General features: G+C 73.2%; 13 protein-coding genes. 6 read left to right on the top strand and 7 right to left on the bottom strand.

From position 1 onward, the window contains the following. Positions 1-257 precede the first annotated feature (257 nt). On the top strand, positions 258-461 hold the full coding sequence (locus HET64_RS27635) for a cold-shock protein (protein ID WP_003969786.1): 204 nt from the start codon (positions 258-260) through the stop codon (positions 459-461). Between the two features lie 185 nt (positions 462-646). Further along, a complete protein-coding gene (locus HET64_RS27630) occupies positions 647-2,293 on the top strand; it encodes a DEAD/DEAH box helicase (protein WP_215109875.1) in 1,647 nt (548 codons plus the stop codon). Positions 2,294-2,454: 161 nt separating this feature from the next. Here HET64_RS27630 and HET64_RS27625 read toward each other — a convergent pair whose 3' ends face one another. The 4 genes from HET64_RS27625 to HET64_RS27610 are packed head-to-tail and all read right to left on the bottom strand — an operon-like array spanning position 2,455 to position 5,935. Further along, positions 2,455-3,552, bottom strand: a complete 1,098-nt coding sequence (locus tag HET64_RS27625; RefSeq protein ID WP_215109874.1) for a nitronate monooxygenase family protein — start codon at positions 3,550-3,552, stop codon at positions 2,455-2,457. Further along, complete coding sequence (locus HET64_RS27620) at positions 3,552-4,301, bottom strand: CoA-transferase subunit beta (RefSeq protein ID WP_215109873.1); 750 nt, start codon at positions 4,299-4,301, stop codon at positions 3,552-3,554. Before HET64_RS27620 ends, HET64_RS27625 begins: the two co-directional genes overlap by 1 nt. Next, positions 4,298-5,188, bottom strand: coding sequence for a CoA transferase subunit A (locus HET64_RS27615; protein ID WP_215109872.1), 891 nt, complete (start codon positions 5,186-5,188; stop codon positions 4,298-4,300). Before HET64_RS27615 ends, HET64_RS27620 begins: the two co-directional genes overlap by 4 nt. Before the next feature lie 3 nt (positions 5,189-5,191). After that, on the bottom strand, positions 5,192-5,935 hold the full coding sequence (locus HET64_RS27610) for an enoyl-CoA hydratase family protein (protein WP_215109871.1): 744 nt from the start codon (positions 5,933-5,935) through the stop codon (positions 5,192-5,194). Between the two features lie 96 nt (positions 5,936-6,031). Between HET64_RS27610 and HET64_RS27605 the strand changes: the two genes are divergently transcribed. The 3 genes from HET64_RS27605 to HET64_RS27595 all read left to right on the top strand — a co-directional run bounded on the left by HET64_RS27605 (position 6,032) and on the right by HET64_RS27595 (position 8,771). Further along, positions 6,032-6,955, top strand: a complete 924-nt coding sequence (locus HET64_RS27605; RefSeq protein WP_215109870.1) for an SDR family oxidoreductase — start codon at positions 6,032-6,034, stop codon at positions 6,953-6,955. 199 nt (positions 6,956-7,154) lie between these two features. Next, on the top strand, positions 7,155-7,916 hold the full coding sequence (locus HET64_RS27600) for a VOC family protein (RefSeq protein ID WP_215109869.1): 762 nt from the start codon (positions 7,155-7,157) through the stop codon (positions 7,914-7,916). A 282-nt stretch (positions 7,917-8,198) separates the two neighbouring features. Beyond that, complete coding sequence (locus HET64_RS27595; protein ID WP_215109868.1) at positions 8,199-8,771, top strand: GNAT family N-acetyltransferase; 573 nt, start codon at positions 8,199-8,201, stop codon at positions 8,769-8,771. Positions 8,772-8,774: 3 nt separating this feature from the next. On the opposite strand, the gene HET64_RS27590 is transcribed toward HET64_RS27595, so the two are convergent. Both HET64_RS27590 and HET64_RS27585 read right to left on the bottom strand, forming a co-directional pair. Continuing rightward, positions 8,775-9,530 (bottom strand): ankyrin repeat domain-containing protein, encoded by a 756-nt coding sequence (locus tag HET64_RS27590; protein ID WP_215109867.1) that lies wholly within the window; start codon positions 9,528-9,530, stop codon positions 8,775-8,777. 30 nt (positions 9,531-9,560) lie between these two features. Continuing rightward, complete coding sequence (locus HET64_RS27585; RefSeq protein WP_215109866.1) at positions 9,561-10,478, bottom strand: hypothetical protein; 918 nt, start codon at positions 10,476-10,478, stop codon at positions 9,561-9,563. 409 nt (positions 10,479-10,887) lie between these two features. Here HET64_RS27585 and HET64_RS27580 point away from each other — a divergent pair, with 409 nt between their 5' ends. After that, positions 10,888-11,655, top strand: coding sequence for a trypsin-like serine protease (locus HET64_RS27580; RefSeq protein ID WP_215109865.1), 768 nt, complete (start codon positions 10,888-10,890; stop codon positions 11,653-11,655). A gap of 64 nt (positions 11,656-11,719) precedes the next feature. Here the strand turns inward: HET64_RS27580 and HET64_RS27575 are convergent. Beyond that, positions 11,720-13,394 (bottom strand): beta-galactosidase (locus HET64_RS27575; RefSeq protein WP_215109864.1); only part of this gene is annotated, 1,675 nt, incomplete at its 5' end.

Genomic DNA, 13,394 nt, shown 5'->3' with positions numbered 1-13,394 from the left:
CTCGGAGATGTGTATAATAGACAGGGTCAGCCAAGCTCTCCCTCCGGCGGTGCGGCGCGCCCCGCCGCCGGAGGAGAGGACGTGCTAGGGTGTTTCCCGTTGCAGTTTTGGTACCCATGAACTTTATGTGCGCCTGACGGGAATGCTTCCTCAGGCGCTTTATTGTTTTCCGGCTTTCTCCGGGTGGGGCTCAATGCGGCGACTTGGAATCTGTAAAGTGCGGATTCTCGGCACTGCACCTCTTTTAGGAGAATGACATGGCTACTGGAACCGTGAAGTGGTTCAACTCGGAAAAGGGCTTCGGCTTCATCGAGCAGGACGGCGGCGGCGCCGACGTCTTCGCCCACTACTCCAACATCGCCACCTCGGGCTTCCGTGAGCTCCAGGAGGGCCAGAAGGTCTCCTTCGACGTCACGCAGGGCCAGAAGGGCCCGCAGGCGGAGAACATCGTCCCGGCCTAATTGCCGGACGCGTACCTCGCTGACCGGGGCCCGCACCGTGAAGGTGCGGGCCCCGGTTTGTGCTGTCCGAGCAAAAACCCGTTTCGTGCGCACATCCTGGGGGCGCATCACAGACGGTCGGGCCGGCACATCGCAGTAAACCCACTCGGCAGTTGCCCAGGAATCCCCCAGGAGGGCAATTCCGTATGACCAGCTCCGAACGCCAGGACCGCACCCCCCGCTCGCGACCGGCCCGTGGCCGAGGCCGCGGCCAGGGCGCCGGCACCCAGGCTCCCGCGAACGGCCGGGGCGGCGCACCCCGCTCCAAGGTCCAGGGCGGCTCCAAGCCCCCGGCCCGCCGTCGCGCCACCCCGCCGCAGGGCGAGTTCGCCCTGCCGGAGACCGTGACCCCCGCGCTGCCCGCCGTCGACGCCTTCGCCGACCTGGACATGCCCGCCGGGCTGCTGAAGACCCTCACCGCGCAGGGCGTCACCGAGCCCTTCCCGATCCAGGGCGCGACCCTGCCGAACTCGCTGGCCGGCCGCGACATCCTCGGCCGCGGACGCACCGGCTCCGGCAAGACGCTCGCCTTCGGCCTGGCGCTGCTGGCCCGCACCGCCGGACGCCGCAGCGAGCCGCGCGCCCCGCTCGCCATGGTCCTCGTGCCGACGCGCGAGCTGGCCCAGCAGGTCACCGACGCGCTGACCCCGTACGCGACCGCTGTGAACCTGCGGCTCGCCACCGTCGTCGGCGGCATGTCGATCACCAAGCAGTCCGCCACCCTGCGGCGCGGCGCCGAAGTGCTCGTCGCCACCCCGGGCCGGCTCAAGGACCTCATCGAGCGCGGCGACTGCCGCCTGGACGAGGTCTCCATCACCGTCCTCGACGAGGCCGACCAGATGGCCGACATGGGCTTCATGCCGCAGGTCGTCGCCCTGCTCAAGCAGGTCGAGACGGACGGGCAGCGGATGCTGTTCTCCGCGACCCTCGACAAGAACATCGACCGGCTCGTGAAGATGTTCCTCACCGACCCGGTCGTGCACTCCGTCGACCCGTCCGCCGGGGCGGTCACCACGATGGAGCACCACGTGCTCCACGTCCTGGACGAGACCGACAAGAAGGCCGTCGCCACGAAGATCGCCGCCCGCGAGGGCCGGGTGATCATGTTCGTCGACACCAAGCGTGCCGCCGACCGCTTCGCCAAGCGCCTGCTCGCCAGCGGTGTCAGGGCGGCCGCCCTGCACGGCGGGCGCTCGCAGCCGCAGCGCAACCGGACGCTCGACCAGTTCAAGAACGGGCAGGTCACCGCGCTCGTCGCGACGAACGTCGCGGCCCGCGGCATCCACGTCGACGACCTCGACCTGGTCGTCAACGTGGACCCGCCGACCGACCACAAGGACTACCTCCACCGCGGCGGGCGCACGGCGCGCGCCGGGGAGTCCGGCAGCGTCGTCACGCTGGTGCTGCCCGAGGAGAAGCGCGAGATGACCCGGCTGATGCAGGACGCCGGCATCGCGCCCCGCACCACGCGTGTCACCTCCAGTGACGCGGAACTGGGCCGGATCACGGGGGCCCGCGAGCCCTCGGGCGTCGCGATCGTGATCGAGGTGCCGCAGCCGACTCCGCCGAAGCAGCGGACCCGGTCGGGCGGTGCGGCGGGTTCCGGCGGGGGAGCGGTGCGCTCCGGCAGCCGGGGGCGCGGGCGGCGCGGATCCGGCGCGGGCGCCGGTGCCGGCGGTGCGGGTGGCGGCGCGGCGCGCTCGGGCGGTGCCACGCGCTCCGGTAACGGCGCGGCGCGCGCCGGCGGCGCAGGCCGCTCCGGCGCACCCGCACGGGGGCGCCGGGCCGCGTAGGGCCATCATTTCCAGCCGTCCGGCGATGGAGGGGCCCCGGGTCCCTCCATCGCCGGACGGCGGTTGAGGTCCTGGGCCACCTCAAACCGTCCGGCGATGGAGGACCGGGGTCCGGGGCAGAGCCCCGAAAGCCCCGGGCCGATGTGGCCGAGGTCTTGTCCTCAAACGCCGGACGGGCTGGATATGGGCCCGGGCCCGGGCCCATGCGGCTGGGCCAGGCCGGCCAGAAGCGCGCGAGCCGTCTCGGCCTCGGCCACGATCCGGTCCACCAGTTCCGCCACGCTCGGCAGGTCCTCGATCAGGGCCGCGACCTGGCCCGAGGCCATGATGCCGAGGTCCGTGCGACCGTCGACCATGGACGCCCTCAGCAGCATCGGGGTGTTCGCCGCCAGCAGCACCTGGCTCCAGCTCAGCCCCTTGCCGTGCCGCATCGCCAGGCCGTCGCGGACCATGCCCGGCCAGCTCAGGCCGGAGATCCGGCGGAAGCCGGACGCCCGGCGCAGCGCCCGGTACAGGGAGCGCAGCCGGCCCGCACCCTCCAGTTCCGCCACCATCTCCGTACGGAGCATCCGGTGCGGGAGGCCGTCCACCGCCCTCGTGAGGGTGATGTCCTTGGCGGTCGCCGCCAGATAGCGGGCCTTCACCGCGTCCGGGACCGTCGAGTCCGAGGTCAGCAGGAACCGGGTGCCCATCGCGACGCCCGCCGCCCCGTACGCCAGCGCCGCCACCAGGCCCCGGCCGTCGTGGAAGCCGCCCGCCGCGACCACCGGGATGTCCACCGCGTCGACGACCTGCGGCAGCAGCACCGTGGTGGCGACCTCGCCGGTGTGGCCGCCGCCCTCGCCGCCCTGCACGATCACCGCGTCCGCGCCCCACGCCGCGACCTTCTCCGCGTGCCGCCGGGCCCCCACCGACGGCACGACGACCACGCCCGCGTCCTTCAGCTCCGCGATCAGCTCCTTCGACGGGGCGAGCGCGAACGACGCCACCCGCACGCCCTCCTCGACCATGATCCGGACCCGCTCCCGGGCGTCCCCCGCGTCCGCCCGCAGATTCACCCCGAACGGCGCGTCGGTCCGGGACTTCACCTCCCGTACGGCCGAACGCAGCTGGTCCGGTGACATGGTCGCCGACGCCAGGATGCCGAGCGCCCCGGCCCGCGCGGTCGCGGTGACCAGGCGGGGGCCCGCCACCCAGCCCATTCCGGTCTGCACGATCGGGTGCCGGACGCCGACGAGGTCGGTCAGGGCGGTGCGCATCAGGACCGGACCTCCCGGTCCCGGGTGCGGGCCGGGTCGACGACCTCACGGATCAGGGCTAGTTCGGTGGGGGAGGGATCGCGGGTGTACGGGACGTCGTCCGGGACCGTGAGCGCGAAACCCGTCGCTTCGCGGACCTGGTCCACCGTGACGCCGGGGTGGACCGAGGCGAGGCGCATCGAACGGTCGGGCGTCGCGAAGTCGAAGACCCCGAGATCGCTGACGACACGGGGGATGCGGTGGAAGCGGGTGGCCGACGGGCCCGCCGCCCGCGCGCTGTCGTGGCCGACCCCGCAGATCATGTCGACGCGTTCGACGAAGACCCGGGGGGAGTGCCGGGGGATCCAGTAACTCACCGGGTTGTTCAGGGTGTTGACGGGTGCACCACGGACCCCGAGCAACTGGCGGGAGGGCTGGTCCCAATCGCCGATGCAGGAGATGTTCTGGTTGCCGAAGCGGTCGATCTGGCTCGCGCCCATCATCACGTGCCGCCGCCCGCCGGTCACCAGCGCCAGATGCCTGCGGTAGGGGAGCCAGCCCTCCGTCTCACCGTCCGGGCCGACGAGCGTCGCCTCGCCGTCCGTGAGCAGCAGGTCGGGCGCGAAGGTCAGCCGGGCCAGCCGTGCCCCGGCCGACGGCACGGCGCCCATGGGGCTGGCCAGGATCTCGCCGTCGCCCCGCCACGCCTCCGCGCACGCGATCACGCAGTGCTCGGCACGGGTGATGCCTCCGGTCGCGGACGCGTTCATTTCTGCTCCTCGTGCCAGGTGCGGACCGCCTGCCGGTAGCCCTTCTCGTCGCCGTCCGGCGGCAGGAAACGGGCGGCGAAATCAGCCCAGGCCGCCGGGTCCGCCGCAGCGGCCGCGTACGCCTTCTGGAACGGCTCGTCACGCGGGTGGTCGGGTACGCAGGACGTGAAGTGCGCCCCGCCCGGCGTCTCCACGACACCGGTGACCGAGTGCCGTTGGACGAGGAGGGTCTGCGGGGCAGTGGAGTTCTCGGTCAACTCCCCTGTACTCACGATGCGTTCGCAGGAGACGTAGGCCGCGTCCGCCGCTTCGCAGAAGAGGTCGTCGAAGTACGGGTCGGGGCCCAGGTACTGGCCGTTGCCGAGCCGGTCCGCCCGGTTGAGGTGGACCAGCGCCGCGTCCATCCGCAGGGCCGGCATCGCCACGAACTCCTCGCCGTCCTCGTACGGCGACGTCACCGTGCGCAGCTCGGGGTTGACCCGCATCACGTCCGAGCCGATGCCCGCGCGAACCGGCAGGAACGGCAGCCGGTTCGCCGCCGCGTGCAGTCCCCACATGAACATCGCCTCGTCGATCTCCGTCAGCGCGAACGCCCCGCGCTGCCGGGCCGCCCGGTAGTGCGGCTCCAGCGGGATGGAGTCGAGCGTCACGAACGCCGTGACCAGACGGGCGATCCGGCCCGCCGCGGCCAGCAACCCCACGTCCGGGCCGCCGTAGGAGATCACCGTGAGATCGGTGACGGGCGACCGGAGCAGCGCCCTGACCAGGGCCATCGGCTTGCGGCGCGACCCCCAGCCGCCGATCCCGATCGTCATGCCGCTGCTCAGCCGGTCGACAACCTCCTCGGGCGTCATCGTCTTGTCGCGCGGATGAGGGGGAGTGGTCACGGTTCAGGCCTCCTTGCCGAAGGTGTCGCGGACCCGGGCGGCGGTCCCGGCGAGGTTCGCCTCGAAGGTGAACCCCTGCTCGAAGCGGTAGCTGCGCTGGACGTCGACGGGGTCGATGCCGTTCAGTGCGGCCTTCGCGAGCCGCAGCAGATGGCCGTCCTTGGCGGCGATCTCGGTCGCCAGTTCCAGCGCCGCGTCGATCAGTTCGCGGGACGGGACCACCCGCCAGACCGCACCGTGGGCGAGCAGCTCGGCCGCGGTGACGGTGCGGGAGGTGTAGTACAGCGTGCGCATCAGGTGCTGCGGAACCAGCCGTGCCAGGTGGGTCGCGGCCCCGAGCGCGCCCCGGTCCAGCTCCGGCAGGCCGAAGACCGCGTCCTCGCTCGCGACGATCGCGTCGGCGTTCCCGACGAGGCCGATGCCGCCGCCCAGGCAGAACCCCTGTACCGCCGCGACGACCGGGACCTCGCAGGCGTACACCGCGGCGAACGCCTCGGCGCAGCCACGGTTGGCGCCGATCAGGGCCTCGTGCCCCGTATCGCGCTGCAACTCCTTGATGTCGACGCCCGCGTTGAAGCCGCGCCCGGCGGCGGCCAGGACGACACAGCGCACCTCCGGGTCGCGGCCCGCCGACCGGACCGCGTCGGCCAGCTCGTACCAGCCGTGCACCGGAAGGGCGTTGACGGGCGGCCGGTCGACGGTGACGACGCGGATGCCGTCGGCGGGACACGCGGTGGAGACAGTCATCGGAGGATCAGCTACCTTTCCACCAAACATTTGTTAGGTGGACGGTAGCAGTCGCATCCCTGTCCGCCAACCACAGCCACTTCCCAGGGGGTTGAGATGACCGCACCCACTGCCGGACTCTGCGCGGGCCGGGTCGTCGCCGTCACGGGCGCGGGCCGGGGGCTCGGCCGGGCCCACGCGCTGGCCTTCGCCGCCGAAGGGGCGCGCGTCGTCGTCAACGACCTCGGCGTCGCACCCGACGGGGACGGGGGCTCCGCCGGCCCGGCCAGGGCGGTCGTCGACGAGATAGTGGCGGCGGGCGGCGAAGCCGTCGTCCACGGCGGCGACATCGCCACGGCCGAGGGCGCGGCCTCCCTGGTCACCACCGCCGTGGACGCCTTCGGCCGCCTCGACACCCTGGTCAACAACGCGGGCTTCCTGCGCGACCGGATGCTCGTCAACCTGGACGAGGACGACTGGGACGCGGTGATGCGGGTCCATCTCAGAGGCCACTTCCTGCCCCTCAAGCACGCTGCCGCCCACTGGCGCGCCGAGACGAAGGCGGGCCGCACGCCGGCCGCCCGGGTGATCAACACCAGCTCCGGGGCCGGACTCCTCGGCAGCGTCGGCCAGGGCAACTACGCGGCGGCCAAGGCCGGAATCATCGCCCTGACCCTGGTCGCCGCGGCCGAGCTGGGCCGGTACGGGGTCCACGTCAACGCCCTCGCCCCGGCCGCCCGGACCCGGATGACCGAGCGGACCTTCGCCGAGGCGATGGCGGCCCCGGGGGCGGGGGAGTTCGACGCCATGGCCCCCGCGAACGTCTCGCCCCTCGTCGTCTGGCTCGGCTCCGCCGCGAGCGAGGGGGTGACGGGCCGTGTCTTCGAGGCCGAGGCGGGCCGCATCACCGTCATGGAGGGCTGGCGCCCGGGCCCCACCGACGACCGGGGAGCGCGCAGGTCCCCGGCCGAGGCGGGCGTAACGGTGCGCCGGCTGCTGGCGGACGCGGAGGAGCCGGGACGGGTCCACGGGGCGTTCTGAGGGCGCCCTGCCGGTCATGCCGGGTTCCCCGCGACCCGTGCCCTGTGCCGTTGCCCGTGCCCCGGGACCGCGCCCGCCGATCGCGTACGGCCCGCGTACCGCGGCATCGCGCCCAGCCCGTCCCGTACGGCGCGGGAAACCCGCTTGCGCACCCTCACGGGCGCCCGGTATCCAGCAGGGGACACCGGAGGTGCACACGATGACGCGGCACGGCCCGATGAACGAGTTCTGCTGGATGGACCTCAAGACCCGCGATCCGTCCGGCACCGCGGCCTTCTTCTCCTCGGTGCTGGGCTGGGACTTCGCCGTGGACGAGAAGGACTGGCGGCGGGCCGTCAAGATCTCGGCCGGGGGCGACCGGATCGGCGGGGTGAGCGATCTCGCCCAGCCGGTGTACCCGCCCGGTACGCCTCCGCACATCGCCTACTACCTCGCGGTCGACGACGTGGACCGCCGTACGGCTCAGGCGGTGGCGAACGGGGCGCAGGTCGTCGTCCCGCCGTTCGACGCGGGGGACCAGGGCCGGATCGCCACGCTGATCGACCCGGTGGGCGCCGTCCTCTCCCTCTGGCGGCCGCGAGGGTTCGCCGGGTGGCCGGTTTCCGCCACGGCGGAGGGCACGCCCCACCAGGCGGTCCTGGCCTGCGAAGACCCCGAGCGGGCCCGGGAGTTCTACGCCAGGACGACCGGCACGCCCCTCGGCCGGGCGGCCTTCCGGGAGCCCGGTCCCGGCGTGGCCGGCACCGGTGCGGACACCACCGGCGGCTCCGCACCCCGGTGGGAGCTGGCCCTCGCCGTGGACGATCCGGACGAGGTGATCCGCCGGGCCCGCGCCCACGGGCCGGACCTCGTCACCCTCGCCGGAGAAGGCGCCCGCCGCATCGTGCGGCTGCGCAGCCCGGAAGGTCTGACGTTCCTGATCCACGGCCGGGAACGGATCCAGCGCTTGGACCTGGTCTAGGCCCTGTCGTCAGACTGCCGCCTGCCCCGCGGCGCCACGCACGCGCTCCCGCCGCACCGGGCGCAGGCCCGGGTACGTCCGGTACGAGGACCCGCGCCCGGCACACCGAGAGCACGCACCTGGCCGCGCAGGGCCGCCCTCCGGGCGACAACGGCAGTTCGACGACAGGGCCCAGGGCCTCTCGCTTGGATCATGCCGGGCTCGCGTGGCCCGGCCCGGACCGCTGACACCCGCGCGCATATCGGGTGGCGCGACCCGGCGGCCGGCGGTGAGGATCGCCGTATGCGCACCTTCCTGGAGACCGACCGGCTCGTCCTGCGCCCGGTCACGGCCGCCGACGCCCCCGACCTGCTCGCCCTCGACAACGACCCCGCCGTCATGCGGTACATCAACGGCGGCCGGCCGACGAGCTCCGAGGACATCCGGGACCGGACCCTGCCGAGGCTCCTCCACGACCACCCGTGCACCGGAACCCGCGGCTTCTGGGTCGCGCGGGAGAAGGACACCGGAGCCTTTCTGGGCTGGTTCGAGCTCCGGCCGCTGGATGACCACGACCCCGCCGTCGCCGAACTCGGCTACCGGCTGAACCGGGCCGCCTGGGGCCGCGGTTACGCCACCGAGGGCGCGCGGGCCCTGGTCGACAAGGGGTTCGCCGACCTCGGGGTCCAGCGGGTCACCGCCAACACCATGGCGGTCAACACGGGGTCCCGGCGCGTGATGGAGAAGACGGGACTGACCCTCCTGCGGGCCTACACCGAGGACTGGCCGGAGGCCATCGAGGGCTCCGAGTACGGCGAGGTCGAGTACGTGCTCACCCGTGCGGCCTGGGAGCGCGGCCGGCCGGGAGCCCGGTAGCGACTACGACGGCCCGCCCAGCAGGGCCACGATCTCCCCGTGGCCCGTGTGCTGGTCCGCGCCCGCCGACGGCACCCCGTCCCGGAGCATTTCCACCGCCATCGTCTCCTCGCCGTCCCTGCGGTCGCGGAGCGTCACCGTCTCGATCTCCGAGCCGTACGACTCCTCCAGCCGCCGCCGCAACTCCCGCTCCGGATCGAGGGCGGCGATGCGCCGTGCCTCGGCCAGCGCGAGCGCGACCACGGACTCCTGCCCCGCCGCCCCCGCACCGTGCGCGAGCAGCGCTTGTACCGTCCGCCGAGATCCGCGCTGCGCCGCCAGGACCAGCATCGCCTCGCCCCGCGGGCCCGGCAGCAACGGGTCCGCGCCTCGGGCCAGGAGCACTTCCACCGTCGGGGCGTGCCCCAGACCGACCGCCCACCGCAGCGCGGTGAAACCGAACTCCTCGCGCAGATCCGGCCGGGCCCCGGCGGACAGCAGCGCCTCCACCACCTCGGTGTGCCCACCGCACGCCGCGCCGCACAGCGGCAGGTCGCTCGCCTCCGGGCCGCTCGCCCGGTTAGGGTCCGCCCCGCCGGCGAGCAGCAGGCGCACCGCCTCCAGCCGGTCCTGCACCGACGCCAGATAGAGCGCCGTCGTGCCCTCCTCGTCGCTCGACTCGGCCCGCGCGCCCGAGCGCAGCGCCCGTACGACCGCGTTCTCGTCCTCGTACAGCGCGTCGAACAGGCGTAGTTCGTCCCTGATCGGCTCGTTCGTCATGCTTCGATCCTACGGTGGCCGGAACGACGCTCAGGTGTCACATTCCAGGGCGGTCCGGCACAGCCCGCAGCGCGCGGTGAACCGGCCCCGGACGGGGACCCGGATGCGCTGGTGACAGGTGGGACAGGGGAACGAGACGCGCAGGTTCCGGCCTTCGGCCTCGAAGGCGTACGGGACGTTCGGGTCCGCGCCGGCGCCGGGGTGGTCCTGGGCGTACCGCCGGTCCTTGGCGTACCGGCGGCGGCCCGCCCAGCCCGCGGCGGTCAGCGGGGGTCTGCGCAGATCGTGCAGCGCCCGCTCCCGCCCCTTGGTGTACGCGGTGTACGCCTGGGGGCTGGTGAACCACGGGGAGGGGTCCTCGCCGAAGGCGAACGCCCGCTTGGCCAGGACGTATCCGAACTCCTCGGGGGTGAGATAGCCGAGCTTCTGCCGCGACGTGGCGTCCTCCCGGAACGCGTCCAGCAGCAGCCAGCCCGCGCCGAGGTAGGCCGTCGTCGTGTCGGTCAGGATCTCGTTGGCGCGGGTGCCGGGGAACTCCAGGCCGAGCCGGTGCAGCAGCACATGGGTGACCTCGTGCGCGAGCGCCGCTCCGATGTCCCTGCGGTGGGTGCGGAAGCGGTCGTTGAGCTCGATGAAGTACTCGGGTCCGGCGGTCAGTTCCACGCTCGCCGCGTGCTCCATCGCCCGGAAGCCGACGATCATGCGGGCCTCGGGCAGGTGGAGGTGCTGGACCAGGGAGCGCGCCACCCGCTGGGCCCCCAGGTGCAGATCGTCCTGGTCCCCGAACGCGGCGTCGGCGGGCGGGAGGCTGGCGGCATAGGCGTGGACGCCGTCCGCGGAGAGCCGCCGGTAGAGCGCGGTGATGGCGGAGCGGACCGTGTCCAGATGTGGAAAGCCATGGACGACGGGTGCGCCCGGAGGGCCGTTCGCCACGTCGGAACCCCCCATCCGTGACGGTCGACGGACCTCCACTGTATGCCGGGCCGGGGAGGGGGTCCCGAATGCGTCCCGACGATCTTGGCCGAAAAGTGCACCTTGTGGCAGCGGTCACCCGGCACCGATAATCGGATCGTTCTTGTCGGGTACATGACGAGTTCGGCTTGGGTGCCGGAGGTCGTCACCCGGCCGGGACACGCGTGCCGGACCGCGCGACCCACAGCACTTCCGTACCTCCGCACGACCGCATTTCTGTACGCCCGCACTTCCGTACGCCTGTACTTCCGCAGGACCCCACGCGGCGCCGCTGTGCGGAAACCACCGCCCAGCGCTTCGTACAGGGACTCCTGCACCGCAACGCGGCACGGCAACCTCCCACAGCAACCCCCCACACGAAATCCCCCCACGAAAGTAGGACTCCGTGAAGCTTCTGAGCGCGCTGAAAAGGTGTTCCGTCGCCCTGGCCGCCGTCGCCCTCGCGACCGTCAGCCTCCAGCCCGCCTCCGCGGCCCCCCAGCCGATCGTCGGCGGGGAACGCGCCGAGCAGGGCGAGTTCCCCTTCATGGTCCGGCTGTCCATGGGCTGCGGCGGTGCGCTCTACGCCCAGGACATCGTCCTCACCGCCGCGCACTGCGTGGACGGTTCGGGCAACGACACCTCCATCACCGTCACCGGCGGCGTCGCGGACCTCCAGTCCCCCGACGCCGTCGAGGTCCAGTCCACCAAGGTCCTCCAGGCTCCCGGCTACAACGGCACCGGCAAGGACTGGGCGCTGATCAAGCTCGCCCAGCCGATCGCCCAGCCCACCCTGAAGATCGCCACCGACAGCACCTACGACGAGGGCACCTTCACCGTCGCGGGCTGGGGCGCCGACCGCGAGGGCGGCAGCCAGCAGCGTCACCTGCTCAAGGCCGACGTCCCGTTCGTCTCCGACGCCGACTGCCAGAGCGCCTACAGCGACCTCGTCCCGGGTGAGGAGCTGTGCGCCGGCCTCCTCGACACCGGCGGCGTCGACAGCTGCCAGGGCGACTCCGGGGGCCCGATGTTCCGCAAGGACGACGCAGACGAGTGGATCCAGGTCGGCATCGTCAGCTGGGGCCAGGGCTGTGCCCGCCCGAACTACCCCGGCGTCTACACCGAGGTCTCGCACTTCGCGGGCGACATCGCCTCCGCGGCCGACTCGCTCTGACCCCGGTCCGAGCCCGGACCCCGGTCCGGGCCGGCCACCGGATCACCGCACGTCCGGCCGGTGATCACGGCTGAACCACCCCGGGGGCGCCCGTATCGGCGGGCGCCCCCGGACCCAGCTCCACACCCGGCTCGCCCGCGTCCTCCAGCTCCAGGACCCACACCTCGTTGGCGCCGTCGCGGAGCACCGGGCCCGGCACGTACAGGGTCCGCTGCGGGCCCGCCGACCAGTACCGGCCCAGGCAGAAGCCGTTCACCCAGACGAACCCGCGCGTCCAGCCCGGCAGTTCGAGCCCCGCGTGATCGACGCCGGAGGCACCGGGAGCGCTGGGGGCGGCTGAAGCGCCTGAAGGGCCTGAAGCGCCTGAAGTGCCCGTGGCCCCCTCGATGGTGAACGTCCCCCGGAACAGGCCCGTCCGCCCCGCGTCACCCGCCCCGGCGGCGGCCTCCACCGGCCCGAACGGGACCGCGGCCACCGCGTCCGCGGCCTCGAACGCGTCGAGCCGCAGCCCCCGGGCCCGTACCCCGTGCAGGTACTGCCGCTCGTGCAGCACCCCGCCCGTGACACCCTTCGGCTCGCCGAGGCGCGGCCCGTAGTTGACCCGGCCCAGCGACTCCACCCACAGCTCGACCTCCGCAGGACCCGCCACCGGCTCCGGCAGCGTGCCGGACTCCTCGGTCAGCACCCCGGCCCGGACCCCGTCCACGGACACCACCGCCCGGTCCCGCAGCCCCGAGGCCCCCAGCGGATACGCCTGGCGCGGCCCCGGCACCGCCACCCGGTAGCGCACCAGCCCCCGGTCCACGCCCAGCTCCTCGAACGTCGGCGGCACCCCCGACTCCGTCTCCGGATCGCCCAGCGCCGCCAGGACGTCCCCGAGCCCGGCCCACTCCACCAGCTCCACCCGAAACGGCCCGGCGAGCCCGACCGGCTCCGGCGGCAGCGCGGGCAACGGCCCCTCGGCGTAAGCCTCCAGGACCTCCCGGAAGAGCCGGAACTTCTCCGTGGCCCGCCCGTACTCGTCGACCGGCGCGTCGTAGTCGTACGACGTCACCGTCGGCCGGAACGACTCGTCCTGATGCGGGCCGGACCGGTTCGCCCCGGCCCAGCCACCGAAGTTCGTCCCCCCGTGCGCCATGTAGATGTTCACCGACGCCCCGCACTCCAGGATCTCCCGCAGCGCCCCGGCCGCCTGCCCCGGATCCCGGCGCACCGGCTCGGCCCCCCAGTGGTCGAACCAGCCGCACCAGAACTCCATGCACATCAGCGGACCCCTCGGCCGATGCCGGCGCAGCACCTCGAACCCCTCCCGCGCCCCCGAACCGAAGTTCGCCGTCGCGAGAAGCCCCGGCACCGAACCACCGGTCAGCATGTGGTCCTCCGGGCCGTCCGACGTGAACAGGGGAACCGTCACCCCGCACTGCCGCAGCAGCCCCGCCAGCCACTCCAGATACACCGCGTCGCTGCCGTAACTCCCGTACTCGTTCTCCGCCTGCACGAGGATCACCGGGCCGCCCCGGGACACCTGCCGCTGCACCACCTGCGGCAGCAGCTCCCGGAACCACCGCTCCACCACCGCCCGGTACGCCGCGTCCCGGGTGCGCACCCGGCGCCCGAACCGGCCCGTCACCCACACCGGGAGGCCGCCGTTCTCCCACTCGGCGCAGATGTACGGACCCGGCCGCACGATCGCCCACAGCCCCGCCCGCCCCGCCGCGTCCAGGAACCGGCCGAGGGCC

The organism is Streptomyces sp. McG3 (assembly GCF_018619185.1).
In the GTDB taxonomy this organism is placed as follows: Bacteria; Actinomycetota; Actinomycetes; order Streptomycetales; family Streptomycetaceae; genus Streptomyces.
The sequence above is the reverse complement of the archived record's forward strand: the minus strand, read 5'-3'. Positions and strand labels throughout refer to the sequence as shown.

Coding starts and splice junctions, on each gene's coding strand:
- HET64_RS27635 (WP_003969786.1), top strand. CDS start 258: ATGGCTACTGGAACCGTGAAGTGGTTCAACTCGGAAAAGGGCTTCGGC.
- HET64_RS27630 (WP_215109875.1), top strand. CDS start 647: ATGACCAGCTCCGAACGCCAGGACCGCACCCCCCGCTCGCGACCGGCC.
- HET64_RS27625 (WP_215109874.1), bottom strand. CDS start 3,552: ATGCGCACCGCCCTGACCGACCTCGTCGGCGTCCGGCACCCGATCGTG.
- HET64_RS27620 (WP_215109873.1), bottom strand. CDS start 4,301: ATGAACGCGTCCGCGACCGGAGGCATCACCCGTGCCGAGCACTGCGTG.
- HET64_RS27610 (WP_215109871.1), bottom strand. CDS start 5,935: ATGACTGTCTCCACCGCGTGTCCCGCCGACGGCATCCGCGTCGTCACC.
- HET64_RS27605 (WP_215109870.1), top strand. CDS start 6,032: ATGACCGCACCCACTGCCGGACTCTGCGCGGGCCGGGTCGTCGCCGTC.
- HET64_RS27600 (WP_215109869.1), top strand. CDS start 7,155: ATGACGCGGCACGGCCCGATGAACGAGTTCTGCTGGATGGACCTCAAG.
- HET64_RS27595 (WP_215109868.1), top strand. CDS start 8,199: ATGCGCACCTTCCTGGAGACCGACCGGCTCGTCCTGCGCCCGGTCACG.
- HET64_RS27590 (WP_215109867.1), bottom strand. CDS start 9,530: ATGACGAACGAGCCGATCAGGGACGAACTACGCCTGTTCGACGCGCTG.
- HET64_RS27585 (WP_215109866.1), bottom strand. CDS start 10,478: ATGGGGGGTTCCGACGTGGCGAACGGCCCTCCGGGCGCACCCGTCGTC.